This is a genomic window from Dyella lipolytica, from assembly GCF_030160075.1.
Lineage (GTDB): Bacteria > Pseudomonadota > Gammaproteobacteria > Xanthomonadales > Rhodanobacteraceae > Dyella_B > Dyella_B lipolytica.
This window is the reverse complement of the sequence record NZ_BSNQ01000003.1, coordinates 2,109,566-2,136,062: the sequence shown is the minus strand read 5'-3', so window position 1 is coordinate 2,136,062 and position 26,497 is coordinate 2,109,566. Positions and strand designations below refer to the sequence as shown.

Here is a 26,497-nt window from a genome sequence, read left to right as displayed (position 1 = left end):
CGGATCGAGGGTATTCAGCGCCGGGCGGCGGCCAATGCCAGGTAACGCTGATGCAGAGTCTCAACCTGCGCGTCCAGATCAGCCTCCGGGCCGGCGTTGTCGATCACATCGTCAGCCAGCGCCAGGCGGCTATCGCGGGATGCCTGGCTGGCCAGGATGCGGGCGGCCAGAGTTTCGTCGATAGCGTCGCGTGCAACCAGTCTTTGAATCTGGATGGCTTCCGGTACGTCCGCCACCAGGATTCGGTCCACCCAGCGGTAATGCCCGATGTTTTCGGTCAACAGGGGAATGGCCAGCACCACGTACGGCCCTTTGTCGGTCTGTGCATGCTCCAGCATCCATTGCCTGACGCGCGGATGCACGATCGCCTCCAGCGTCTTGCGCGCGGTGGGATCGGCAAAAACGCGCTTTCGCATGGCGGGACGGTCGAGTCGTCCGTGGGCATCCAGCACGTCGTCGCCGAAAGCGGCGACGATCGATGCCAGGCCATCACTGCCGGGCTCTACTACCACGCGCGCCGCGTGGTCGGCGTCGTAGACATGCGCGCCGAGCATCCTGAAGCGCTTTTCGACAGCACTTTTGCCGGAGGCAATGCCGCCTGTAAGCGCCACTGTGAACGGCATGGTCGTGCTCATCCCATTCCGGTCAGGCCAAGATACGCGTGCAATAGATAGTCGCCCGCGATAAACCAGACCCATCCTGCCATAGCGATGAAGGGGCCAAACGGCATCGGCACTTCGCGCGCATGTTTTCTAAGCGCGATCATCGCACCGCCGATCAACGCGCCGATAAACGAAGACAGCAGGATGACCGGCAGCAACGCGACCGGCCCCATCCATGCGCCAAGTGCGGCGAGCAATTTGAAATCGCCGAAACCCATGCCTTCTTTACCCGTTAACAGCTTGAACAGCCAGTACACGCTCCACAGGCTGAGATAGCCGATCGCCGCGCCGAGAATCGCTGATTTGGGTTCGACGAAAAGATGGCCCAAGCTAAGCAGCAGGCCAGCCCATAGCAGTGGCAAGGTGATCTGGTCGGGCAGCAGCTGGGTGCGCAGATCGATACCCGATAGCGCAACTAGCGACCAGGTAAAGAACAGTCCTGCCAATGCTACCCACGTCGGGCCCAATTTCCAGACGACGATCGCGCTCAAAATCGCGGTCAGCAGTTCGACCAATGGATACTGAATCGATATGGGCGCCTGACAATACCGACAGCGGCCCTTGAGCCAGAGCCAGCTGAAGAGCGGGATATTGTCGTAGGCCGCCAGCGGATGCTTGCAATGCGGGCAGTGCGAAGACTCGCGCACGATGCCCGGTGGAAGCGTTTGCTGTGCGTGCTCCAGACCCAGCACATCGTGTGCTTCCTGGCGCCAGAGAGCGTCCAGGCGTTCGGGCAAGCGCAGGATCACGACGTTGAGAAAGCTGCCCACCAGCAAGCCGAGTACGCCGGCGATAACGATCCAAGCTGTCAACGGCAAATCGGGCATGCCCGGATCCTAGTTATGAAAACGCGCCACATTATCGTCGCAGGGCGACAAGAATGTGGCGCGCAGGTATTAGCGGGATTAGAACGTGCCGGCGAGCTTGAAGATAGGCAGATAGAGCGCAACCACGATACCGCCGACCAAGGTACCCAGGATCACCATCATCAAGGGTTCGAGCAATGACGCCAGCGAATCGACGGCGTTGCTGACTTCCTCTTCATAGAATTCAGCGCACTTGAACAGCATGTGGTCCAACGCGCCGGATTCTTCGCCGATCGCCACCATCTGGGTGACCATGTTCGGGAATAGGCCGGTCTGTCGCATGGCTAGCTGCAGTTGGTGCCCCACGGCGATGTCGTCGCGCATCTGGCGCACGGCATCGCCGTACACCACGCTACCGGTCGCGCCGGCGACGGCGTCCATCGCCTCAACCAGGGGTACGCCGGCGCGGAAGGTAACACCCAGTGTGCGTGCAAACCGCGCAATGGCCGACTGACGCATGATATTGCCCATCACGGGTAATTTGAGCGTTAGACGATCGAGGAAATGAGCGAATTTGACCGAGCGTTTCTTGGCCATGATGAGTGCCACGACACCGCCGACAATGCTGCCGAGAACGACCCACCAGTACTGCTGCATGAACCCCGACAAGCTTACAAGCAACTGAGTGGGGGCCGGCAGTTCAGCGCCAGCGTCTTTAAAGGTCTTGGCAAAAACGGGCACTACGAACAGCAACATGATCATGATGACGCCGATAGCAACCACCATCACCATGATGGGATAGAAAAGCGCCTTCTTGATCTTGCCCTTGATGCTTTCGGTTTTTTCTTTGTAGGTGGCAACCGTATCGAGAATCGTGTCCAGCACGCCCGCCGATTCGCCTGCACGCACCAGATTGCGGTACAGCTCATCAAACTGGACGGGGTACTGACCAAGGGCCTCATGCAGCGTGGAGCCACCCTCGATGCCCTGCTTCACATCGACCAGCATGTTCTTGAAGCGCGGGTTCTTCTGTCCATCGGCAATGATGTCGAAGGCCTGCACCATGGGCACGCCCGACGCCATCATCGTGGCGATCTGACGGCTGAAGATCGCCACGTCGCGCGGCTTGACCGTACTGCCAGATCCGCCAAACAGCGGCTTGCTGCGTTCGCGCACCGTCTGCGGATTCATGCCCTGGCGGCGTAATTCGGCTTTCACCAGCGATGCGTTCTTCGCCGGCATGACGCCCTTCATGCGCTTGCCACGCTTATCCAGTGCCACCCATTCATAGGTGGGCATCTGAGTGATCTGGGCGCGCTGGGCAGCCTGTTGTCGGGTGTTCTTGGTTGCGGCGGTAACCGTGGCCATACGTATCTTCCCCCCAATGATCCGATCCGGCGCCGTTGCGGGAGCTACGGGCAGGACAATCTGCAGCTTACGTTACTTTGAAGGGTCATTTTCGTGGTCCCGGACGCAAGTCCGGCAGGAAAACGACCCGAATGGGCCAGGCCCGATGGTCAGTCTTTGGTCACGCGGTCAATTTCCGCGAGGCTCGTCACACCTGCCTTGACCTTAAGCAAGGCCGACGCACGCAGGTCGTTGATACCCAAGCTGCGGGCTACCTCAGCGATCTGCAGCGCGTTACCGCCTTGCAGCACGATCTTCTGGATGGCCTCGACCATCGGCATCACTTGGTAGATGCCCACGCGCCCTTTGTACCCTTCATTGCACTCGGAGCAACCGCCGGCTTCGTAAATCGTCATTCCTTCATCGATATCTTTCTGCGTGAAACCTGCGTCCAGCAACGTCTTGGGCGGCAGGTTCATCTGCTTCTTGCAGCTATGCAGGCGGCGTGCCAAGCGCTGGGCGATGACCAGAGTCACCGACGACGTAATGTTATAAGGCGCAATGCCCATATTCATCAGGCGTGAAATGGTCTGTGGGGCATCGTTCGTATGCAGGGTAGAAAGCACCATATGACCGGTCTGGGCCGCCTTGATGGCGATTTCGGCCGTTTCCAGGTCGCGGATTTCGCCCACCATGATCACGTCCGGATCCTGGCGCAGGAAGGAGCGCAAGGCGGCAGCGAAGGTCATGCCGCGCTTTACGTTCTGCTGTACCTGGTTGATACCCTCGACGCGAATTTCCACCGGGTCTTCTACCGTGGAGATGTTGCGTTCGGCGGTATTGAGAATATTGAGCGCGGTATACAGGGATACGGTTTTACCGGAGCCGGTCGGTCCGGTGACCAACACCATGCCGTAGGGCTTGTGGATCGCATCCATGTAAAGCTGTTTCTGTGACTCTTCATAGCCTAGCTTGTCGATGCCTAGCTTGGCCGACGAGCTATCCAGGATACGAAGTACGATCTTTTCGCCGAACAGAGTGGGTAGCGAGCTAACGCGGAAGTCCATCGCGTGAGTCTTGGACAGGTTCAATTTGATGCGCCCGTCCTGGGGCACGCGTCGTTCGGCGATGTCCAGCCCAGCCATCACCTTCAGGCGCGAGGAAATGCGAGCCGACAGTTTCATGGGAGGGCTGGCGACGGCGCGCAGCATGCCATCCATGCGTAAACGCACCCGGTACTGGGTCTCGAAGGGCTCAAAGTGGATGTCCGATGCGCCGCGCCGGATGGCATCCACCAGGATCTTGTTGACGAACTTCACCACAGGGGCGTCGTCGCCGCCAGTAGCATCGATACCAGAACTTTCAGCCTCGTCGTCGCCAGATTCCAGCGCCAATTCGTCCAGATCGCCGCCGCCCAGATCGGGGGTGGCGTTGCTGAGCGTGTTCATCGCATTGTCGATGGCCCGACTCAGCTGAGCACGCTCAACCAGAATCGGCTCCACCATGCAGTTGGAGTGGAACTTGATCTCGTCCAGCGCTTGCAGCTGCATGGGGTCGGCGATACCGACGAACAGCCGTTTGCCGCGTTTTAGCAACGGCAGCACCTGATGCTTGGTGATCAGGTCCTGACTGATCAGGCTCATTGGCATGCTTGCGGGAGCTACGGCAGTGATGTCCATCATCGGCATGCCGAACTCGGCCGACGCAATCTGTGTAAGGCGGCTGTTATCGATCAAGCCTTGATCCAGCAGCCAGGCCGTCAGTGTTTTTTTCTGCTGAGCCGACTCAGTGACCGCCTTGCGGACATCCGCTTCGGGCAGCAGACCTTCGGAAACAAGACGGCGGGCCATGCCCGACAGGCCAAGCGCGGTGGGCTGCGGTTGCGATGACATGATAAAACCTGCCTAAGACCCCTGATTGATCTCGAATTTAGCGCACATTGAGTCGGTAGGCTATCGGTCAAATGTGACCGGATGAGCATGGGAGGATGGCCGCGGGCATCGGGGGGGGCGCTAGATCCCGCCAGCAGGGGACACGATCGTTCAGGCGCCCCGGGAGCGTTGCGCGGGTGACCTGGCCCGCAGTTCCGCTCCGACGGGCGTTGGCGGCGGCCTGGTGCCGTTCGTCACGCGGCTTCCACGCGTTATGATCGGCTTTCTCACGGGGAAGCCATCTGTTTGAACAGCCTCAGCATCATTCTGCCTGCCAAAAACGAAGCACCCGCGCTAGCCGGTTTGTTGCCGCGTTTGCGTGCCGCTCAGCCGACCGCCGAGATTATCGTCGTAGACGACGGTTCCACGGACGATACTCGAGCCGTTTGTGCTCAACACGGTATCCAATGCTTGAGTTCACCTTACTCGATGGGCAACGGTGCGGCGATCAAGCGGGGAGCCCGCGTCGCGACAGGGAGCATCCTGGTTTTCATGGACGGCGATGGCCAGCATGATCCCGCGGATATTGCGCGCATGCTGGAAAAGTTGGATCAGGGCTACGACATGATAGTCGGCGCGCGCGACTGGGGTAGCCAAGCTGGTGTTGGGCGGGGGGTGGCCAATACGTTCTACAACTGGCTTGCATCGCGCATGACTGGGCATTTTGTGGCTGATTTGACATCGGGATTTCGTGTTGCCCGAGCTGACAAATTCTGCGAATTCCTTCACCTGCTGCCTAACGGATTCTCGTACCCAACCACCAGTACGATGGCTTTTTTCCGCAGTGCTTACCCTGTGACCTATGTGCCCATCAAAGCTGCGGAGCGAATTGGCAAGAGTCATATCAAGCCCTTGCGTGACGGGCTGCGTTTCCTGCTGATTATCTTCAAGATTGCAACGCTGTATTCACCACTGAAGCTCTTTGTGCCGGCAAGTGCGGTATTTCTATTGCTAGGCTGTATCAACTATACGTGGACCTTCATTCACGAAGGTAGGCTCACCAATATGAGTACGTTGATGTGGAGTGCCGCGGTTATCGTGTTCTTGATTGGGTTGGTATCGGAACAGATTACGGCGCTGACATATATGAAAGGCCGTGAGTCTTGAACCGAGGTGGTTGTGCTACATCAAATAGGTTGCGTGTAGATCGACTGCGGATGTTCTGACTAGTCGCCTAAGGTTGGGCATATCCATCGGTCATGGTTGTCGAGCAGCGCTAGCTGCAGCCGGTTATGCATTACACGATCATGAGTTGATGAATATCCAGATATTTATCCCAACATTCAATCGCGCCGAAAAACTAAAAAAAGCGATTCTGAGTGTATTAGGTCAAACCTGGCATTCGCTGGGAGTGGTGGTGCTTGATAACCACTCGACTGACAACACCGAACAAGTTGTTGCGTCGTTGATGGCGATCGATAAGCGGATCTCCTACGTAAGGAGAGAAAGCAACATAGGCATGATCCCCAATTTTAATTCGATTGCCGAGCACGTTTCCGGTGATTACTTTGCCGTGCTGGCTGACGATGATGAATACGAGCCTTGCTTTGTTGAGACTGCAATGGACCTGTTTGCTGAGTACAAGGACATTGGATTTGTCGCATGCAACGCTTTGACAAAAGTTAATGGGGTTTTTGTGAAAAGTCAGCTTGATTATTGGCATGAGGGATACTACAGAGCCAATACTGCTGTCATAAAATGCCTGCTGGGGCACTATCCGCTGATCACGAATTGTTTGTTCAGGGCGGATCTGCGACATGACTTTTTCTTTCAGCCGGAGTTAGGTAATACCGGTGATGGCTTTCTACTCACATGTCTATTCGCAAAATTCAACGCCTATGTTACGAAACGGGTGACTGGCCACTGGAATAACGATGGTGAAAATGCGTCTTCATTGCAGAGATTTGATCCCATCCTGGTCGTGAATACAGCAATCAGCGAATATTCGCTCTATAGCGAGGCGGCTCGCCGAGGTGAATTCTCGCCATACTGGCTTCCCTTGGTAATGCTCAAAAGAAATTTGACGATCATGCTGGCGTCAGACAAGGTCGGCTTTGACTATGTATGTATTCACAGTCAAGTGAGAACGGCGCTTGGTCGTACTTCCTTGAGTTTCCTGCGTGTGCTGGATGCGATCAAAGTGGTGCGAATCTTCCTGTGGACTCTCAAGATAATTCGCCAACGCTACACTCGGTACATTTCATGGCGCGAGAAACGCCGCGCGAGAAGTCGCTGAATCTGTCCGACTTAACGGGATACCTTTATGAAAGCTGTGATTTTGGCAGGGGGTCTGGGAACTCGAATTTCTGAGGAGACGCACCTTAAACCAAAGCCAATGATAGAGGTCGGTGGTAAACCGATCCTATGGCACATCATGAAACTTTATTCAGCCTATGGAGTGAATGAATTCGTTATCTGCTGCGGGTACAAAGGCTATGTCATCAAAGAGTACTTCGCGAACTATTTTCTCCACATGTCGGACGTAACTTTCGATATGGCTAGCAACCAGATGCAGGTACATGAAAAGCATGCTGAGCCATGGCGGGTAACCCTTGTGGACACCGGCGAGGAGACAATGACGGGAGGGCGGTTGAAGCGTGTTGCATCCCACATCAGCGAAGAAGAGGCCTTTTGCTTCACTTATGGCGATGGTGTTGCTGACATTGATGTGGCTGCGCAAATTGAGTTCCATCGGAAGCATGGAAAATGGGCGACGATCACCGCGGTGCAGCCCCCTGGACGTTATGGTGCTTTGCAAATGAATGGGGCGAAAGTCTCAGGATTTACGGAAAAGCCTCGCGGAGATGGGGGATTAATAAACGGTGGTTTTTTCGTCTTGTCGCCCAAATGCCTGGATCTAATCAAGGATGATCAAACCAGTTGGGAGATAGGGCCGCTTACCCAGCTAGCCAGCGAAGGGCAGCTGATGGCATTTGAGCATCGCGGCTACTGGCAAGCCATGGACACTCTTCGCGAGAAGAATGTACTCGAAGATCTATGGGCGTCCGGCAAGGCGCCTTGGAAGGTATGGTAACTATGGCCGGATATTGGGCTGGACGGTCCGTTTTTATTACTGGGCACACTGGGTTCAAGGGTAGTTGGCTTTCTCTTTGGCTAAACAAAGTTGGAGCTAAGGTGCATGGCTACGCTTTGGACCCGAATACGGATCCCTCTTTGTTTCGCATTGCGCAGGTGGGTTCGTCACTTGCTTCAGATACACGCGCAGATCTGGCGGATTTCGAGCGGCTTGCCTTATCAATAGCACGCGCGCAGCCCGAAGTGATTTTTCATTTGGCGGCTCAACCTTTAGTGAGAGAAAGCTATCGGAATCCGCTGGAAACATTCGCTACTAATATCATGGGAACTGCCAATCTGCTTGAAGCTTCGCGCGGCGTCGAGTCCATCCGGGCGATTGTTGTCGTGACCACAGACAAGGTATACGGGAACGACAAATCTGAAAATCCTCATCGTGAAGGCGATGCGCTCGGCGGGAGAGATCCTTATAGCGCTAGCAAGGCTGCAGCAGAGTTAGTGGTCTCTAGCTATCGCGCTAGTTTCTTTGCAACGCATAATTCACCACGAATCGCGACTGCACGTGCCGGTAATGTTATCGGAGGTGGTGATTGGGCTGTTGATCGACTAGTGCCCGATTGCCTGCGAGCTTTTGCGGAAAGAAAGCCAGTGCGTTTGCGTTATCCAACCGCAATTAGGCCATGGCAGCACGTGCTTGAGCCGCTGTCCGGATACATGTGTCTCGCAGAGCATCTGGCCAATTCGGAGGGGAGCCGCTATGCAGATGCATGGAACTTTGGGCCGGACTTGGTCGACGATGCATCTGTGGGGGACGTAGCTCAGGCCATGGCTGATATGTGGGGAATGAATGCCTCCGTGGAGCTCTGTTCATCCGAAGTCAATCCGCATGAAACGGCAACACTCAGTTTAGATAGCAGTCGAGCTCAAAAACTGCTTGGTTGGAGGCCTCGTTGGCCGCTGACGCGAGCATTGAAAGAAACGGTTGCGTGGCAGCGTCATTGGATCGAAGGAAATGATATGCGATCGATCAGTGAGTCGCAGATTGAGAGCTACTTGACTGGGCAGCCAGATGAGTGAGCGCTTCGATATAGATGAAACGCCGCTTTCGGGGTTAATGCTGATCCGGCGCAAGCAACGCCGAGACGAACGTGGTTACCTTGAGCGCATCTACGACGCGCACGACTTTCGCGAGCAAATTGGGCAGCGCACGATCGTGCAAATAAATCGAACCCTGACGCAAGAGCGTGGCACGGTCAGAGGGATGCATTTCCAGTTATCCCCGTATGCAGAGCTTAAACTCGTATCTTGCCTGCGTGGGAGTGTTTTTGACGTTGCGGTCGACGTGCGCCAAGGTTCTCCAACATTCCTCCATTGGTATGCGGCGACACTCAGTGCGGAGAATGGTCTGGCCCTGCTTATCCCTGAAGGGTTCGCTCATGGATTTCAGACTTTGGTCGAAAATTGCGAGATGCTCTATGTCCATACAGAAACCTATGAGCCATCACATGAGCGCGGGTTGCATCCGGAAGACCCCAGGATTGGCATCAATTGGCCGCAACCCGTAACGGGACTTTCACCTCGCGACCTGGCACATCCAAAGTTAACTGATGCTTTTGATGGAGTTAAAGCGTGAATTGTCGACATTGCGGCGCGCATCTGGACCTATCGTTAGTGGACCTCGGCAGCACGCCCCCGTCCAATGCGTATTTGTCCCTTGACTCGCTAAAGAGACCTGAGAAGTGGTTTCCACTTTCCGTGCTTGTTTGCCGCGAGTGCTGGTTGGCACAGACCGAAGATTTTTCTGAGGCGAGCGAACTTTTTGACCGCGAGTATGCTTATTTCAGCGGTTTTTCTATCAGTTGGCTCAATCATTGCGAGCAATATGTCACAACGATGATCGCGAGATTTGACTTGGGGCCAGACAGCCACGTCGTCGAAGTCGCTGCGAATGATGGCTCGTTGTTGCAGTATTTCAAACAACACAAGATTCCCTGTCTGGGCATTGAACCAACGGCCAGTACAGCGCAAAGTGCTCGTGCCAAAGGATTGCCTGTAGTTGAGGACTTTTTTAGCGTTCGATTGGCCAAAGCGCTCCTGGAAGAGGGTAGGCAGGCTGATTTGATGGTGGCTAACAATGTGTTAGCGCATGTACCCGATATCAATGATTTTGTGGCGGGCTTCGCCGTACTACTAAAGCCGCATGGTGTTGTGACTTTCGAATTTCCACACCTGCTTGAGCTGATGGCGGAAAATCAGTTTGACACGGTATATCACGAGCACTTTTCATATCTTTCGATGACCGCCGTCAATAAGATCTTTGCCGACAATGGCTTGGTTGCGTATGAAGTGCAGCAGTTGCCGACGCATGGAGGTAGCTTGCGAGTGTTTTGTCAACGTAGCGATACGGGGAGGCGCACAATACGTGACAGCGTTGAACGTCTCCTACAGCAGGAGGCAAGCGCTGGTGTCCGGAATCCTGCCTTCTACGCGGATTTTCAAGCTAGAGCGGAGGTCGTCAAAAATGAGTTCCTTGGCTTCTTGCTTAAGGCTAGGCGAGAGGGTAAGGAGGTGGTGGCTTATGGTGCCGCCGCAAAGGGAAATACGCTGCTGAATTTTGCCGGCGTCCGGGGTGATTTGTTGGCTTTCGTAGTCGACAAAAACCCAGCAAAGCAGGGTAAATATTTACCAGGTAGCCGGATTCCGATCGTATCGGAAGAACATCTGTTGCAGCATAAGCCGAGTTATGTGGTTATTTTTCCTTGGAATCTAAAAAGTGAGATCATGCAGCAACTGGCTTATATCAGGAACTGGGGAGGTTCCTTCGTTACGGCTGTGCCGCAGCTGAGCGTTATACCCGCATGTTAATCATCGACCCATCCGCCAAGATTTCTCCGCTAGCAGATATCGAAGACTCGATTCGAGGCACGCGCATCAAAATATGTGAGCGTGTTGCGATTGATGCATTCGTCAAAATTAAGCCTGCTGGCGGTAGCGGTGATCTTGAGATCGGTGCCGGCACGGTCGTCAATTCAGGCTGCGTGTTCTACACCGGCAACGGCATCCGCATCGGCAAGGACGTGGCGATTGCAGCAAATTGCACATTTGCGCCGGTCAATCATGAATACCTGAAGCGCGATGTTCTAATTGTCGCTCAAGGCTTTCGGCCCAGTAAGGGGGGCATCGAAATCGGTGACGATGTATGGATCGGAGCTAATTGCGTAGCCCTCGATGGAGCGAGGGTCGGGAATGGATGTGTGATCGGAGCCGGCTCTGTAATAAGAGGCGTGCTCGAAAGCTATGGAGTGTATGGAGGCAATCCGCTGCGTATGCTGGGTACGAGGGTATGAGGTTTACAGTGATTGGGGCCACGGGCTTCATTGGCGGTGCTTTAGTCAAAAAAATGCGCGCTATGGGTTTCGAAGTTCTAACGACATCGCGTGACACCATCGAGCTACCTAGCAAGCCGGGGCACATCATTTACGCGGCGGGTGTGACGGCAGATTTTCGTGAACGTCCATTCGACACTCTGGACGCGAATACCACGGTTGCAGCACGCGTCCTTAAGGAAGCCGACTTCGACTCGTTTTTGTACCTTTCATCGACGCGACTATATCGACACGCCGGTCATGGGCAAGAGTCAGCTGCTATTTCATTGCGTTCGGACGAACCAGATCAACTCTATGATCTTACAAAACTCACAGGTGAAGCGATTTGTTATGCCAGCGGCCGTCAAGGAGTGCGCATAGCCCGGCTTGCCAATGTGCTCGGGAGTGACTTTCGCTCAAAGAATTTTGTGTTCGAGATTATCCGGGACGCATGCGAAAAAGGCATTATCGAACTGCGGACTTCGCTGGATTCTAGTAAAGACTACATATACCTTGATGACGTAGTCGATATCCTTCCAAAGATCGCTCTTAGCGGTAAATACAACTGCTATAACGTAGCATCAGGTAGAAGTATCTCGCACAGAGACCTATTGAAACCAATACAGTCTGCCTCAGGCGCAAGTCTAACCGTACGAGTGGGTGCGCCTGTCGATACTTCGCCGTCGATTAATATCGATCGGTTGAAAACCGAATTTTCGTTTGAGCCAACTTCGGTGCTGCCTATCTTGGCGGCCTTGGTAACCGAGTACAGGAAACAAATAAGATGCTGAAGATTGATTTGGAGCAAGGTGTTGTTCACATAGACTCATTAGAGGGGGTTAGAACCGTTGCCATCGGTTCTCCCGAGGCATTCCATTTGATTTCGCGCGCATGGCTTAGAAGTGGATGGGATGCCAAATACGTGTACGGGTTCAGTTGGATGGGGCGTCCGATCATTCAATTGCCCGAAGATATGCTTCGTATACAAGAGCTAATCTATGCTGTGAAGCCGGATGTCGTAATCGAGACAGGAATCGCCCATGGCGGTAGCCTTATCTTCTATGCGAGCTTGATGAAAGCTATGGGCCACGGTCGTGTTATCGGCGTTGACATTGAAATCCGTCCCCACAATCGGAAGGCTATCGAGTCGCACGAGATGTTCGAGCGAATCACGATGCTGGAAGGATCATCGATTGACGCAGGGATCATCGACAAGGTCCATGATCTAGTAAGACCTGAAGATCGATGCATGGTTATTCTCGATTCCAATCATTCGAGAGAGCACGTGCTAGCTGAACTACATGCTTACGCAGATATGGTGGCACCGGGTTCGTATATCGTCGCCTGCGACGGGATAATGCAAGAAATAGTAGGTGCGGAGCGTACCAAACCAGAATGGATATCAGACAATCCACAATCTGCAGTCAAGGACTTTCTTGAAGCACGTAGCGATTTCATTCTCGAAGAGCCTGTCTTCCTGTTCAATGAGGGAAACATTACCGAGCGTGTCACTTACTGGCCGAACGCATTTTTGCGTCGAATCAAGTGAGCGAAGGGGAGGCTCCATACAGGTCTGTATGATCTCTTCCAAGCCAAACTCGTATTTGCCGTGCCGGTATGGGTCTTCATGCGAGAGCGGGTGTTTGAAGTGGGCTTGAAGCAAAATATTGTTGCTAACTATCTGGGCACTGGTTGGACGGCGCTGATGAATTTGGCGTTTGTGCCGCTCTATATTCGATATCTCGGGATAGAGGCGTATGGCCTGATCGGCGTTTTTGCCATGCTTCAAGGATTGCTGTCGTTACTAGATCTAGGCATGGCGCCAACTATCAGCCGAGAGATGGCTCGTTTAAATAGTAGTGCGGATAGCACTTCCTCGGCTCGCACTCTGCTGCGCAGTGTTGAAGTTGTCTCGACTTGCATTGCGCTAGCGATGATGACGGGTCTCTGGTTAGCATCTTCATGGTTGGCAAATGATTGGTTTGTGACGAAAAATCTCTCTATAGATGCGGTTGCGCACGCACTAGTAATCATGGGTTGCCTGGTGGGTTTGCGCATTATTGAGAATGTATATCGCAGCGCCATGATCGGTTTGCAAAAGCAGGTTCTCATGAACTTGGTTATTGGTGTAATGGCGACGCTGCGTGGTCTCGGCGCAGTTGTAGTTCTCGCGTTGGTCGCAAACTCAATTCAGGCATTCTTTTTGTGGCAGCTTACTGTTTCTGCGATAGGCATCGGCGCACTTGCTGCGGCGACCTATTCGCTTTTGCCACATGAGGCGGTGCCGGCATCATTTTCATTCAATGCGCTGCAGGGTGTTCGACGTTTCGCGGCGGGCACGATGGCGATTACCTGCATTTCGCTACTACTCAGCAATATGGATAAAATTTTACTTTCTCGTTTGTTATCGCTGGAAACATTTGGCTACTACGCTTTTGCGGTTGTCGTGGCGCAGACACCGCTGGGCCTAGTTAACCCAATCGCACAGGCTTTCTATCCTCGCTTCACACAATTGCATAGCAATGGCCAGCAGCCTGCCTTGGCTAACGCCTATCACTCGGCAGCACAATTGATCACTGTGCTATTAGGAACCGCAACGGTCTTTATCGTCATGTTTGGCCATGAGCTTTTAGAGGTTTGGACAAAGAGTGCAGTGTTATCTGATCGAATATATGTAATTGCTGCAATTTTATCTTGTGGCAGCCTGTTTAACGGACTAATGACGATTCCCTACTATCTTCAGCTTTCATATGGCTGGACGGGTTTGACTGTTCGCATTAACGCAGTGGCATTAGTCGTAGTGGTGCCGGCATTATTGATGCTCGTTCCTAGGTATGGGGTAACGGCGGCTGCATGGGTATGGTTGGTTTTGAATATTTCTTACATCGTAGTAGTGATACCACTCATGCACCGTAGACTTCTGCCTCGCGAAAAATGGCATTGGTACGTAAGGGATGTGGGAGTGCCGCTTGCGGCAGCCGTCCTAGCAGGGTTGTTGCTACGCTTACTTTCCCCAGCGCATTTAGGGCAACGACTAGAAGTTGCGGCACTTCTTTCCTATGCCTTATTACTTTTGACGGTGGCTGCACTCGCGGCGCCAATAATTCGAGCACGCGCACTCAAAATGCTCAGCTGGATAGACTGAGAACTCAGCGGAGTTTGCGCTTGACGCGTCAACGAATCGTGGGAAAGCCGTGGCGCAACAAGAGCCGGAGCTTTTGAGGCGCTGAAGCAAAGGCGGATAAGTAGTCTGTTAGCGTTGCTTGTCTTTTCGATTGTACTTGACGCCGCCGTGCTTTTAGCGCGGGCATCGCAGCATGCACGTGCTTGAGGGTCGGCCAGTAGATTTCTAGCCATATGCGCCGATCGTGTTTAAGAAAAGTCAAAATGCCACCTTCCAGCAACAAGAGAAGTTGGTGCAGCAGCCACAGTGGCCACACGATGGCGGTGGGTGTGCAAATTAATAATGTAGAGCACTTGTTTCGTTCGCTTAGTTGACGTCTACGAAAGCTGGTTTGGAGCGTTCCTGAAGAGACGCGGTTTCCACCAAAGCTGATTCCTTGACGATGTCGATATCCGCTGCTGGAAGTAACTTGCACGGGTAATCCTTGTAGGCGCGCAAGGCAGCACAAATACATGTCCTCACCGATGGATTGGAACCAATCAGGGAATCCTTCTAGGTCAATCCAAAGTTTGCGCGATAGGAATAGACATGCGCCTATCGCCATCGCGACATCGTGCCGCTCAGGGTCGAGATTTGGCACGGGATTGTAAAAAGGGTCAAGCAGGCAGCCTCGATCAACTAGTGCGCCGGTGATCCAGTCATACTGCGGAAGTGTCAAAATGCCGGGGGCATGTTGCTTGCGTGCATTTTCCAGCAGTGTTGAAAGTGCGTCATTGTAGAGGGCCGCGTCATTGTTCAGCAGCAATATGTATTCACCGCGAGCATGGTTTGCCATGCGATTGTTGCTGACACAAAATCCGACATTCTCTGCACTTACGAGTAATTCAACCTGAGGATATTTTTCGCGCAGTAATCGAACTGAGCCGTCAGTCGAAGCATCATCATGCACAATGATCTCAATGCAGTCGCTCCCTTGTTGGGCTAGAACGGAGTCCAAGCAATCGACCAACAAAGCATCGCCATTGTAGTTGGCTATACAAACCGAGCATGTAGGGGTCTGCAGGCGTTTCAGCGCTGGGTAGTGGTGAACCAGTCCCATGTCTGTCTCAATCCCTCATGTAATGAAGTCAACGGCTCCCAGCCATAATATTCATGGGCCAAGGCGACATCCATAACCACTCGAAGTGCGTCAACTTTACGACCCGCATCATAAATACGTGGCAGTTGTCGTCCGGTAACATTCTCCAAGACCTTGAACAGGTCATTAAGACTGATCCCGATGCCGCTAGCCGCGTTGAGTACACGCATACCAGGTGGCATTGGTGAGGTGAGAATGGCCATGCAGAGCGATAGGAAGTCATCAATGTAAAGATAGTCGCGTATCGCTGTGCCGTCGCCCCAGACGGTAAGATGTTCTCCGCGAACAATCTTTCCGAAGCTGGTTGGGACGATGCCAAATCCGGCGCGCTCGGTTTGGCCGGGGCCGTAAATGTTGGATGGTCGCAATACAGTAGCAGCACCGCCGAACTGACTACACCAAGCAAATATGAAATGCTCGGCGGCGGCTTTGCCTGCGCCATGGTAGGAGCGCGGATGCGTGGTTGCAGATTCCGTCGTAAGCTCGGTTGGTGCCGTTGTGTACAGACTTCCACCTGAAGATAGGTAAAGTAGCTCTGTCTTGGGCTTATCCTGCAGAGCTTCTAGCAACGCGAATGTAGGTTGAAGGTTGTTTTGTAACTCTGCCATTACGCGACCCGCGGAGTTGCCGGGAGTGGACCGAGATGCGAGATGTACAACTACGCGGCTTCGGTCAATCAATGGCGCGAACTGCTCAGGTTTGTTCAGTTCGCCAATTACGGTCTCGACACCTGCTTCGCCAAAGGTTATTGGGTGGTGACTGATGGCGATCACCTTGTGCCCTTGTTCCACCAGTGCGCGCACCAAATGGCGGCCCACGAAACCGCCGGCACCAAAAACAAGAATATGTTCACTCACTGGTGTCATTCCGAAGCAGCGATCGGTATATTCGAATATAGCGTTGGGCACAATCATCCCATGTGCCCATCTCACGGCTTACCCAAGCGCGTGCGGCCGAGCCGAAACGGACGTTAGTAGTATTATCTTCCAGTGTCTTCAGAGCGAGTTGAAAGTCTTCGTATGACTCGCAAAGGATGCCCGTATTTCCATCGTCAACAATCGTCGCATGCGCCGGCATATGCGATGCAATGATGGGTAGCCCTGCTGCCATTGCCTCAAGCATCACTTGCGGTCTCCCCTCTGCATGGCGACTCAGCGTGATTAGGCCCTGTGCACTGGGAAACCACTTTGTCGCCAACTGTTCTGGTGACACGGCGCCGTGATAGTGCACCCATGGGGGAACAGCAATCATCTCTTGCATCGGGCCGAACAGGTGTAGCTCGCGGCCGCTTTCGCTGAACAGGTCGCGTGACCAATCGAACAAAGGCCCGAGCTTGTCAGCGGTCAAGCGTGTGACGGCAAGCCAGTGCTTGGGTTTCTCTAATGACAAGTGGCGCTGTATAGCGTACCAGCATGGGTCGATTCCAAATGATACGGGGATTACTTTAGCTACGTCTCCGAATGCGGCGTGAAGTGGTGCGTGCATCCACTCGGCATTTGGGCATATCGCTGCTTTGTGTTTCTTAGCCACTCGCCTGAGCAAGCTTTTCATGAATGGAAGGCGCAAAAGCTTAAGATCGTTTCCTAAGACAGTAATTAGCGCAGGCTTGTTGTTGCTTGGCAAAGGTAGAGCACATTGCAGCCAATTGATGTGATAAATGTCTGTATCAACATGGCGGCGATAAACCGCGCGAATCATTAGAATTAACTTAAGTGGGGCCGATATTGCGTGCTTGCCGCGACTACGCATCAAGTGTGAAACCCCTCCGGCCTCCATCAATTGGTGGAGCCAGGCATTCTCATGCGGCGTCATAATCGGTATCGCCGCGGCAGGTAGTTCGCCCGGTGGCGCCCAAACACTAAGCTTCAACTCACCTGCGCGGCCAAGTGCACCGACGAGATGTCGCATAAAGACCCCGCGCCAGTCTGAAGTGTCACGGGGATAGGACGTGCTCAGTAACAGAACGCGGATCGCTCCATTGTTTTCTTCGAGCGAACTTGTCGCGTCTGAAGTACCTGGCGATTGATCAATATTCATTGTCGGACTGTGTCCAATCGCGTTTGGCGATATATATCGCAGCCTGGCTTGATTCAGCCCCTGGGGATCTATTTGATAAGGTCATTGCAAGCCCTGCAGCGTATGAAGCTTGGCCAAATCACTATTGAGCCGGCCACCAATGTTGAGCGACTCTAGCTTTTGCAGGGCGTCGAGCGCATCGGCTTTGCGACCCTGAACGGCCAGCATGCGGATCAAAGTGATGCGATAAGCTGGCTCGCGTGGATCTGCTTTTACGGCTTCTTCGGCCATTCGTTCACCAAGTGGCCTGTCATCCAGTACGTTCCACGCGTAATCCGCATAATTGGCGAGTAGCCGCGCATCGGGATCTGGATGAGAGAGGGCGGCCATGAAAGCTGCCATCATGCGATCTTTGGGCAGGTTGCAGCTGTGCTCCCGAGCGCATTGAGTCAATGTGGCCAGCGAGCTTTCGTCCTGCACAGTGGTTTTATGCGCCTTGAGCTTTGCGATTAGGCTGTCCCACCAAGCGTCCTTGAGCGGCAAGTCCATGCGAGCGTTCATGAAGATAAGCGCTTGTTCGGCCAGAATCGATGCGCCTGGAAGCGCTGCTGCACGCTCCAATGGTGCATAGGCCAGCTTGGTGAATGGCGAAGCCGGATCGTAGTCTGAATAAATAATATAGGTGCGTCCCAGCTCATACTCTGCACGAGGTGAATCGGGAGCGCGGGCGGCCAGTTCTTCAGCAAGTCGCAATGGATTTCCCCAGGCGATCGAGGTAAGGGCGGTCTCGCTGCCCCACAGCAATAACAAGCCAACGAGTAGCACTCGGCGAGATAGCACAAATCGTGTTGATTTCTCCGAAGACATTGGAGCGATCGCCGATAGCATGGGTATCACGGCCAGCAACAATCCAAAGCTGGCAAAGTAGTTGCGATGCTCGTAGATCAGCTCAAGCGGAATAATGGTGCCTGTCAAAAGGTGGCAAGCCAGAAAAAGCCCAATACCAAGAGCTACAAGTGGGCGACGAGACCGCTGCGTTATCGCTATGGCGATTAAACCAATCAGCGCGAGCATGCTGGCGAGCGTTGTCCAAGGGGAAAGCAATCCAGTCGAAATACGGAAGTCGTCGTGGTAAAACGATAGATCTTGAGGTGTGGGTAGCAGGCTCCAAGCGATGTAGTTCGTTACGATACGCACTTCGCTGAGAAGCCGTGTGCTCAGCGTGAAATCACGCGCGGCCCAGGTTTGTGGGTTCAGTAGGCCTGGGACCAACCATGTAAGTCCGACAACCATGGGTAAAAAAAGAACGAGCAGAAAAAGCGCCGTAATACCTAAATCGTATTTCCCAGATAACGTTTTGAAGCGAAATAGTACCCATTCAATCAGAAGGGCATATAGCGGCAGCATCACCGCTGTTTCCTTCGCGAGAAGACCGATGGCGGTCGGGATAATGATGCTGACGGCACATCGCATGATGCTACTCATACGCATTTCATTTGCGCGGCCGAAAAGTGATTCGGAAAGCGTGGCATCGCTGCTGCAATTGAATTCCAACATTCGCTGTCGGCTAGCGACGTAACCCATTAACCCCAGCAGGACAAACAGATTGGCCATGCTCTCCATGCGCTGCACTATGTAAAGCACGGCCGTCAGGTTGATCGGCAACAGCATCCAGCCTGTGGCAATAAGTGCGGCATTCAGCTCTACTTGAGTCGTTCTATCTCTCGCATTTCGCGGCACATCAGAAGTGATCGTCCCCTTGGAATCACTCCGCCAGTTCAATGTCGTGGCAGCGAACAACAGCTGCCGTGAAAGCAGAAACACCAATAAACCGTTCAAAAGGTGGATGACCAGATTGGTCAGCTTCATCCAGTAAGGGGTGAGCCCGGTAAAGAGATAGTTTGCAGCAAAGCTCAGTGATGCGAGAGGGCGCTTGAATTCGCTGGAGGGAGAGGAGAGTGCCGCATTGATCAGCGATGGCACGCTTGCACTGGATGGTTGTACACCATGGTTATCGACGATGTTCGGATAGTCGTCGAAAAACCATGCTCCCGTCAGTCCGGGCCAATAGACGGCGACGGTCAGCGCAAGTGCGGCAAGCAACAGAGCCCATCCAGGCCGATTGAATTGCATCGCAGGCTTTATCGTATTGAGTAAATTCATTTGCCACCGAGCAGTGGGTTGCTAGCATCTTCACTCAGTGTAGTGCGCAAGTGTGCCATTTCTTTGGGCCAGTACTGTTGATGTTGCAGTATCCACGCGTGTACCTGCGGCATACCGATGTTCGGTGGAACGGTTCGATCCCGTACGGCTTCATAATGATCGAGATGCGCAAGCCCTTGGCGCTGATAACCCATAGAGCCCAGTAGTGCCGCCTGTTCAAGCGCTATTGGCGCACGTACATTCAGGTCTAACGCATAATTAAAGTCTGCGAGGGCGACGTTTGCATTGCTCTGCATCAACGCCAACCGACCTTGCAAGTAGTAGAGATCCTGCTGGCGTCCCGGAACATCTGCCAGATACCTATTGTCTTGAGCTGCATCCAGCAGGTCTGCAATGGTCTGAAAGGTCAACTGGGGGCAAGGCGGGTTAGTGGCTTGTTCCATGGTTCTCTCAAACCAATGCACCAGCAGACTGCCAGTATCGCGGGCCGTGCGTAACGCGGTTCGGGAGGCGGTTAGTGTGGCTTGATCGATGCTGCCGACTTGACACTCAGCATTGAACAGGTTCAAAGCCAGTTGCACTTGGTTAGGATCCTTGACGAGTAAATGCTGTAGGCGGACAACTGCATGCTCTGGGTGACCGGCGTTTCTTTCTGCCACCGCGGCATTGGCTTGCGCGCGTGGTGAGTCAGGGTTCAACTCGGCCCAGAGCAAAGCCTGATCGTGTGTATTGCCCCACAATTCGGCACTAGAATGTGTCATTAGGGCGAGGCCTAGCAACAGCACTACCGCAAGTGCCAGCTTCGCCCTGTGCCGTATCGAGGGGGCTATGCTGGCGAATACCGCTGCTGTATGAGCGGCAGTGAACCTCGACTGACGTACGCTGCACAACCACAACGCCAGCGGCCAAAACATAAGCATGGCCGGCAAGTAATTGCGGTGTTCGAAATAAAGCTCCAAAGGAATGGTGCTGGACTCGATGGATTGACCTACGAAATAGAACAATGTGGCTGCTGCCAGTACGGGTAACTGACGGCGAAATTTCAGGGCACATCCGATCAACCCTAGCACTACGAGTAACGCGGGTAGCGTCGTATAGGGAGACCAGAGCGAGGTGGAGACCTGGATATTGTCGTTGAACAGTCCCGGCGTGAACGGGCGCGGCAGCCAAAGTAAATCGAGATAATCCACCAATACGCGCGGTTCGGTTAGCAAGCGCTGCCCCAATGTCCACGGTCGTATCGATGGAATGCCATGGACAAGGCCATGCTCGCCTTGCTGCAGGAGATAACCCGCGACTATCGACGCGGGCAGCCATGCAAGCGCGAGCATCGCCCTGTGGTAAACGCCGGAATTCTTCCCTTTGCTAAGGGGGTCTTGGGGGACAGAGCGCAGTAAGGTGTATTCGATAACCAGTGCCAGGACGGGCAGCAGAATGCCATTGGCCTTGCTAAGCACCCCGAGCAAGGTGCAAACGCCCAATCCAACCGTAGTCCATGCTAAACCTGAGAGCGTGCGCCCATGTAAGAGCGCTGTACGTCCATGCAACCAAGATAAGAGACCAAGCAACGTAAACGTGGCTGGCAGTATGGCTTCGCGCTGCACGATGTAAAGCGTGGTCGAAACAAACAGCGGATGCACCAACCATAGCGAGGCTCCGAGCAACGCAGCCATGTCGATGCGACGACGGTCGGTATCCAGGAAGAGCATATGGCCCAGCCGCCGCAGTAGCCACGTCAGCAACGCACCATTTAGTAAATGCAAAATCAGGTTGGTGCGCTTGAAGGGGAGTGGATCCGCCGGCCAATTGTGCGCGTCGAGTAGGAAGCTCAGCAGTGTTAGTGGGCGTCCTATCGGGTCGGCTGTTCCCGCAGTGATATAGCGCCAGAATGCTGGCCAATTATCGATAGGGCCGGTATCGCCCAGTATCGGGAGGTTGGCGAAATCGTCGAACAGGAAGCCGCCATGTAGGCCAGGCCAATAGGCGGCAAAGACAAACGCAAGCAGCAAGAGCAGAAAAAGCGGCATCGCGGTGAAGCGGTTTTGCATCATGGCCTACCCGAAAGAAGAAGGGCCGCACGTGGCGGCCCTTCGCAGTACTGAGGAGTTTCTTGGTATCAGCCGCCGGTGCGGCAAGAGGTCGGCAGGTACTTGGCAGCGACAGTGGTATGCGCGTTGTTGCAGGACCAAGCAACGGTACCGCCGGAGGTGATCGCAGACAGGCCCAGCTGAGAACCATTGATAGCAGAGTTAGCCTGGTTGCCGAATACGGCGATGATTACGCCCGCGGTCGAGGTTCCATCAACGCTTGTCACGTACTTACCTTGAACGCTGGCAGGTGTGGCCAAGCCGGACGATGCGAGAACAGTGGGGAAGTGCCCCGTGTTCTGGTAGAACTCAGCAAGCGACGTCTCGGCGGCGCTACCAAGAACGGCGCCTTCAGAAACCTGTGCGCGGATCAGATAGTTCTGATAGGCCGGGATGGCAATGGCGGCCAGGATGGCGATGATCGCAACCACGATCATCAGTTCGATCAGGGTGAAGCCTTTCTGCATGCTCTTCATGGTGGTTCCTCTGTTTGGCTAGCTAACCGTAGTAGTACTTTCCCGAGCCCCAGTCCCGAATCCCCCTAGGCGGGACCGGTACCCCCTTATTTACCGTCAGGAACGACCAGGACGCTCGTGTCGAATCGAAGCAGCTTATGTGCCACTTCTGCCGTCGATGCATCGGCTGATGGATCGGGCAATGGCATTGTGGAGTGGGTCACGCATGTCGACAAGCCAAATACGTCAAGGATTTGAGTTCAGACGGGGCAAACCCAACGCGTAGGAATCGGGTCTGGTCAAGGATTGTCATCAAATGACACTTTTGGTCACTTCATGGCTTTACGGTTCAATGCCTGCAGAGGGTCGGCAGGTATTTGTCCGGAAGCGAGCTGTTGGTGCAGGACCAATTGATGCTCTCGGATGAAGTAATCGCCGAAAGCACCAATGTCTGGCCGTTAATGGCTGTGTTCGCTTGAGGGCCGTTAAAGGTCACTGTGATCTGTCCGTTGGGCGCAAGATCCACACTCGATACGTATTTGCCAGCGATGGAGGCGGGGCTCGACAGCCCGACCGACGCATTGTTCTTGGGTATGCGTCCGGTGTTGGAAACGAAATCCCACTCCGCCGTTTTAGCGGAATCGGCGAATATCACGCCCTCAGAAACTTGTGCCCGAATCAGGTAATTCTGATAGGCCGGAATGGCAATGGCGGCCAAGATGGCAATGATCGCCACCACAATCATCAGCTCAATCAAAGTAAAGCCGGTGGCCTTGCGCTGGCGCAACATGGTTGTATTCCCCCTTGGTTTCCCCAAAAAGTAGGCACGTTCCGTACCAAGCCTCAGGCCGCGGTGTGATGCTTTTCACTGTTTGTCGCCAAACTTGCTTCCTTCAAGACGCCCCCTTACCGTCACACCTTTGCACTTCACAAGGAGTTCACTATGAAGCCTCTGTTTGCCGCGCTATTGCTGGCGATGGCGGTGCCGGCCGTCGCGGATACGTTGGTGGGCGGCACGCCGGTCGAAAGCGGCATGCCGCACCCGTTCGGCGTGCGCGATCTGGTGATGATGGACCGGGTCAGTGACCCGCAGCTGTCGCCCGATGGGCGTTATGCAGCCTTCACTGTGCGCAGTACCGACTATGCCGCCAACAAGGGCGTCAATGCGCTCGAAGTGCTGGATCTGGCACGCGGCGGTAAACCCGTGAAGGTGGTGGAAAAGGGAGCTTCGTCGCCAAGGTGGTCGGCGGATGGCCGTAGCATCTACTACGTGGCACCAGTGGCCGGGGTGGCACAGCTATGGCGACTGGATTTCGGTACGGGCAAGCCTGATCTCGATCTGAGCGTGGCGTCGACTCCAGTGCAGATAAGTCACAGCCCGGTGGATATCGACAACTACAAGTTGTCGCCGGACGGCAAGAGTGTGCTGCTGTCCTACGCCGTGTTCACCGATTGCCATGGCTTGGCTTGCACCAAAGAGCGGCTCGACGGTCGCACCGCGAACAAAGCCACCGGCACGCTTTATGACAAACTCTTCGTGCGACATTGGGATACCTGGGCCGACGGTCGCCGCAACCAGCTCTATATCGCGCGCCTTGGCGCGGACGGACAGCTGCCGGCTGAGCCGACCCTGTTAACCGGCGGCATCGATGGCGATGTACCGAGCAAACCGTTCGGCGATGACAGTGAATTCGCGTTTTCACCAGATGGTAAGACGGTTTATTTCGACGTACGCATTGCTAGCACCAGTGAGCCTTGGTCGACCAACTTCGATGTCTACAAAGTACCGGCCGACGGTTCAGCGCCGCCGACCGATCTCACTTCCGGCAACGAAGCGTGGGACGCCTATCCCGTGCCATCGCCGGACGGTAAGACGCTGTACTACCTGGCGATGAAGACGCCTGCTTTCGAAGCCGACCGCTTTGCGATCATGGCGCTGGATCTCGCTACCGGAGCCAAGCACGAAGTCGATCCGGATTGGGACCGTTCGCCTGCAAATATGAGCATCTCTGCCAATGGCAAGACGCTCTATGTCACTGCGGACAACAACGGGCAACGTCCGCTGTTTGCGGTGGACGTCGCTAGCGGCAAGGTGAAGCAGGTGGTCGGCGACGGTTCCGTCAATGGCTACACGCTGGCGCGCCAGCGAATACTACTGGCACGCGACGATCTCAAGCGGCCGGCGGATTTGTATACCGTCGACGCCGATGGTCGTGACCTCAGTCAGGTCACTTATTTCAATGCCGAGCGTCTGAAAAACGTCAGGATGGGTGATTTTCAGTTCTTCACGTTCAAAGGCTGGAACAACGAAATCGTGCAGGGCTACGTTGTAAAGCCGGTGGGTTACAAAGCCGGTCATAAATATCCGGTCGCCTTCATCATTCACGGCGGTCCGCAGGGCGCGATGAATAACGATTGGAGTTATCGCTGGAATCCGCAAACGTACGCGGGCCAGGGCTTTGCAGTCGTCACCATCAACTTCCACGGTTCCACCGGCTATGGTCAGGCCTTTACCGATTCCATCTCCGGTGACTGGGGCGGCAAACCGCTGGAAGATCTCAAGCTAGGCTGGCAGGCAGCGCTGGATAAGTATTCGTTCCTTGACAGCGATCGAGCCTGCGCGCTCGGTGCCAGCTACGGTGGTTACATGACATATTGGATCGCCGGCGTGTGGAATAAACCGTGGAAGTGCCTGGTCGATCACGACGGTGTGTTCGATGCCCGCATGATGTATTACGCCACCGAAGAATTGTGGTTCGAAGAACATGAAAACGGTGGCCGGCAGTTCGATGTGCCGGAGAACTACGAGAAATTCAACCCGGTCAATCACGTCAAAGATTGGCGCGTGCCTATGCTGGTAGTGCATTCGGGCGACGATTTCCGCATACCGATTACACAGGGCTTGGGCGCATTCACGGCTTTGCAGCGTCAGGGTATTCCAAGTGAATTCCTTACCTTCCCCGATGAGAATCATTGGGTGCTGAAGCCGCAGAACAGTGTGCTATGGCATGAGACAGTGAACGCGTGGCTCAAGAAATGGACGGCTGAAGGTGCGCCGTCAAATACGCAATAACTCGAAGCTTTGTTGAAATTTCCGAGGCGATGATCGTGATAAACGCTCATCGCCTCTTTATTCACGTGGATCCGCGCGTGTAGTTCAAAACCATTTCGCCCGCTTGAGCATGACGTAGATGCCGGCTACCACGCATGCTACCAAGCCCATGATGGCCGGATACGCCCAGGGTTTTTCTAGCTCGGGCATGTGCGTGAAGTTCATGCCGTACCAGCTGGTAATCAAGGTGGGCGCCGCGAGCATGGCTGCCCAACCGGCAAGCTTTTTCATCACTTCGTTCTGGCCGAAGGTGACTAGCGACAGGTTCACGTTGATGGCGGCGGTGAGCATCTCGCGCATGGCGCCGATCGATTCGTTGACGCGGAATACATGGTCATATACATCGCGGAAGTATGCCCGCAGTTCCTTGGGTATCAACGTTGGATGCAGGCGCGCGAGCTGATTTATCACATCCTGCATCGGTGCTGTTGCAAGTCGAAGAGCCATGAGATCGTGTTGCATGTCGTAAAGACGGCGTATGGTGCCCCGATCGAACGTGTCAGCGAATATGTCTTTTTCCAGTTTATGAAGTTCTTCGCGGAAGTCGCGCACGATGGGCGACAGGTTGTCGACGATAAAGTCGAGTACACCATAAAGCCCATAGCTTGGGCCATACGCCAGCAACTCTGGTGACATTTCGCAGGAGCGTCGAGCTGGGGAGTACGACATCGATGCACCATGCCGCACGGTAATCAGGTAGCGCTTGCCCAGGAATATATGTGTTTCGCCAAAAGCGATATGCCCGCTCACCAATTGCGCGGTCTGCACCACAATGAACAGCGATTCGCCATAAGTTTCGATTTTTGTGCGCTGGTGTGCCTGTTGAGCGTCTTCAACAGCCAAGTCGTGCAGGTCGAATTCTTCCTGCAACTTCAGTAGCAGCGCTTGATCGGGTTCGTGCAAGCCGACCCAGACGAAAGTATCGGGTTCTTTCAGTGCGTCGCTGATCGCGTCAAGGTCGATGTCTCCAGCTCGACGGCCATCGTTATGGTAAGCCACACAACTTACGACCATCGTGGATGGCGTGGTTGCTGTCGCAATGGCCGAGGGCACGGGTATCGACATACGTCAAATAATGCCCTGTTTGCTTGATGTCGCGCAAATAGGGCCTCGACTAGTGTGACGGTTGATTGCCGATCCGGTCGGGCTATGGCTGAGATATCGAGTGTCTGAGAGTAATTGCCATTTTGTCGAACATGCGCGTGCTAACGGGTCGACCCTCGTCAGGCGGCGTTTAGGATGGTGCGTATTTTTTTTG

Annotated in this window: 23 protein-coding genes; 11 read left to right on the top strand and 12 right to left on the bottom strand. The window is 54.2% G+C overall.

The window, feature by feature from the left end; genetic code table 11:
• Positions 1 to 14: 14 nt before the first annotated feature.
• The 4 genes from coaE to pilB all read right to left on the bottom strand — a co-directional run bounded on the left by coaE (position 15) and on the right by pilB (position 4,707).
• Positions 15 to 635, bottom strand: coding sequence for a dephospho-CoA kinase (gene coaE, locus QQL64_RS10990; RefSeq protein WP_284399249.1), 621 nt, complete (start codon positions 633 to 635; stop codon positions 15 to 17).
• Positions 632 to 1,489, bottom strand: coding sequence for a prepilin peptidase (locus QQL64_RS10985; RefSeq protein ID WP_284399247.1), 858 nt, complete (start codon positions 1,487 to 1,489; stop codon positions 632 to 634). Before QQL64_RS10985 ends, coaE begins: the two co-directional genes overlap by 4 nt.
• 78 nt (positions 1,490 to 1,567) lie before the next feature.
• Complete coding sequence (locus tag QQL64_RS10980; protein WP_284399245.1) at positions 1,568 to 2,836, bottom strand: type II secretion system F family protein; 1,269 nt, start codon at positions 2,834 to 2,836, stop codon at positions 1,568 to 1,570.
• 149 nt (positions 2,837 to 2,985) lie between these two features.
• The gene (gene pilB, locus QQL64_RS10975) at positions 2,986 to 4,707 is read right to left on the bottom strand and encodes a type IV-A pilus assembly ATPase PilB (RefSeq protein WP_284399244.1); all 1,722 of its coding nucleotides are present in this window, start codon (positions 4,705 to 4,707) and stop codon (positions 2,986 to 2,988) included.
• 285 nt (positions 4,708 to 4,992) lie between these two features.
• Between pilB and QQL64_RS10970 the strand changes: the two genes are divergently transcribed.
• The 10 genes from QQL64_RS10970 to QQL64_RS10925 all read left to right on the top strand — a co-directional run bounded on the left by QQL64_RS10970 (position 4,993) and on the right by QQL64_RS10925 (position 14,289).
• Entirely contained in the window at positions 4,993 to 5,853 is an 861-nt protein-coding gene (locus QQL64_RS10970) for a glycosyltransferase family 2 protein (RefSeq protein ID WP_284399242.1), read from the top strand.
• A 148-nt stretch (positions 5,854 to 6,001) separates the two neighbouring features.
• Positions 6,002 to 6,982: a glycosyltransferase family 2 protein gene (locus tag QQL64_RS10965; RefSeq protein ID WP_284399240.1), complete on the top strand. Its 981-nt coding sequence runs from the start codon at positions 6,002 to 6,004 to the stop codon at positions 6,980 to 6,982.
• 27 nt (positions 6,983 to 7,009) lie between these two features.
• Positions 7,010 to 7,780, top strand: a complete 771-nt coding sequence (gene rfbF, locus QQL64_RS10960; RefSeq protein ID WP_284399237.1) for a glucose-1-phosphate cytidylyltransferase — start codon at positions 7,010 to 7,012, stop codon at positions 7,778 to 7,780.
• Entirely contained in the window at positions 7,744 to 8,856 is a 1,113-nt protein-coding gene (gene rfbG, locus QQL64_RS10955; protein ID WP_345782638.1) for a CDP-glucose 4,6-dehydratase, read from the top strand. The genes rfbF and rfbG overlap by 37 nt, the downstream gene beginning before the upstream one ends.
• Positions 8,849 to 9,412, top strand: coding sequence for a dTDP-4-dehydrorhamnose 3,5-epimerase (gene rfbC, locus QQL64_RS10950; protein ID WP_284399232.1), 564 nt, complete (start codon positions 8,849 to 8,851; stop codon positions 9,410 to 9,412). The genes rfbG and rfbC overlap by 8 nt, the downstream gene beginning before the upstream one ends.
• Positions 9,409 to 10,644, top strand: coding sequence for a class I SAM-dependent methyltransferase (locus tag QQL64_RS10945; protein WP_284399229.1), 1,236 nt, complete (start codon positions 9,409 to 9,411; stop codon positions 10,642 to 10,644). Before rfbC ends, QQL64_RS10945 begins: the two co-directional genes overlap by 4 nt.
• The gene (locus QQL64_RS10940; RefSeq protein ID WP_284399225.1) at positions 10,638 to 11,126 is read left to right on the top strand and encodes an acyltransferase; all 489 of its coding nucleotides are present in this window, start codon (positions 10,638 to 10,640) and stop codon (positions 11,124 to 11,126) included. The genes QQL64_RS10945 and QQL64_RS10940 overlap by 7 nt, the downstream gene beginning before the upstream one ends.
• Positions 11,123 to 11,935, top strand: a complete 813-nt coding sequence (locus QQL64_RS10935) for an NAD-dependent epimerase/dehydratase family protein (protein ID WP_284399223.1) — start codon at positions 11,123 to 11,125, stop codon at positions 11,933 to 11,935. Before QQL64_RS10940 ends, QQL64_RS10935 begins: the two co-directional genes overlap by 4 nt.
• On the top strand, positions 11,929 to 12,693 hold the full coding sequence (locus QQL64_RS10930; RefSeq protein WP_284399222.1) for a cephalosporin hydroxylase family protein: 765 nt from the start codon (positions 11,929 to 11,931) through the stop codon (positions 12,691 to 12,693). Before QQL64_RS10935 ends, QQL64_RS10930 begins: the two co-directional genes overlap by 7 nt.
• Positions 12,694 to 12,798: 105 nt before the next feature.
• A complete protein-coding gene (locus QQL64_RS10925; RefSeq protein WP_284399221.1) occupies positions 12,799 to 14,289 on the top strand; it encodes a lipopolysaccharide biosynthesis protein in 1,491 nt (496 codons plus the stop codon).
• A gap of 28 nt (positions 14,290 to 14,317) precedes the next feature.
• On the opposite strand, the gene QQL64_RS10920 is transcribed toward QQL64_RS10925, so the two are convergent.
• The 7 genes from QQL64_RS10920 to QQL64_RS10890 all read right to left on the bottom strand — a co-directional run bounded on the left by QQL64_RS10920 (position 14,318) and on the right by QQL64_RS10890 (position 22,917).
• The gene (locus QQL64_RS10920) at positions 14,318 to 15,367 is read right to left on the bottom strand and encodes a glycosyltransferase family 2 protein (protein ID WP_284399218.1); all 1,050 of its coding nucleotides are present in this window, start codon (positions 15,365 to 15,367) and stop codon (positions 14,318 to 14,320) included.
• Complete coding sequence (locus QQL64_RS10915; RefSeq protein ID WP_284399215.1) at positions 15,337 to 16,263, bottom strand: NAD-dependent epimerase/dehydratase family protein; 927 nt, start codon at positions 16,261 to 16,263, stop codon at positions 15,337 to 15,339. Before QQL64_RS10915 ends, QQL64_RS10920 begins: the two co-directional genes overlap by 31 nt.
• The gene (locus QQL64_RS10910; RefSeq protein WP_284399213.1) at positions 16,256 to 17,443 is read right to left on the bottom strand and encodes a glycosyltransferase family 4 protein; all 1,188 of its coding nucleotides are present in this window, start codon (positions 17,441 to 17,443) and stop codon (positions 16,256 to 16,258) included. Before QQL64_RS10910 ends, QQL64_RS10915 begins: the two co-directional genes overlap by 8 nt.
• 81 nt (positions 17,444 to 17,524) lie before the next feature.
• Entirely contained in the window at positions 17,525 to 19,585 is a 2,061-nt protein-coding gene (locus tag QQL64_RS10905) for a tetratricopeptide repeat protein (protein WP_284399210.1), read from the bottom strand.
• On the bottom strand, positions 19,582 to 21,636 hold the full coding sequence (locus QQL64_RS10900; RefSeq protein ID WP_284399207.1) for a tetratricopeptide repeat protein: 2,055 nt from the start codon (positions 21,634 to 21,636) through the stop codon (positions 19,582 to 19,584). The genes QQL64_RS10905 and QQL64_RS10900 overlap by 4 nt, the downstream gene beginning before the upstream one ends.
• 65 nt (positions 21,637 to 21,701) lie before the next feature.
• Positions 21,702 to 22,148, bottom strand: coding sequence for a pilin (locus QQL64_RS10895; RefSeq protein ID WP_284399205.1), 447 nt, complete (start codon positions 22,146 to 22,148; stop codon positions 21,702 to 21,704).
• Positions 22,149 to 22,476: 328 nt separating this feature from the next.
• On the bottom strand, positions 22,477 to 22,917 hold the full coding sequence (locus tag QQL64_RS10890) for a pilin (protein WP_284399202.1): 441 nt from the start codon (positions 22,915 to 22,917) through the stop codon (positions 22,477 to 22,479).
• Positions 22,918 to 23,070: 153 nt separating this feature from the next.
• Between QQL64_RS10890 and QQL64_RS10885 the strand changes: the two genes are divergently transcribed.
• Positions 23,071 to 25,200, top strand: a complete 2,130-nt coding sequence (locus QQL64_RS10885) for a S9 family peptidase (protein WP_284399200.1) — start codon at positions 23,071 to 23,073, stop codon at positions 25,198 to 25,200.
• Positions 25,201 to 25,284: 84 nt separating this feature from the next.
• Here the strand turns inward: QQL64_RS10885 and QQL64_RS10880 are convergent, their stop codons facing one another.
• Positions 25,285 to 26,304 carry a magnesium and cobalt transport protein CorA gene (locus QQL64_RS10880; RefSeq protein WP_284399199.1) on the bottom strand — a complete coding sequence of 340 codons (1,020 nt, stop codon included), beginning with the start codon at positions 26,302 to 26,304 and terminating at the stop codon, positions 25,285 to 25,287.
• Positions 26,305 to 26,497: the final 193 nt, after the last annotated feature.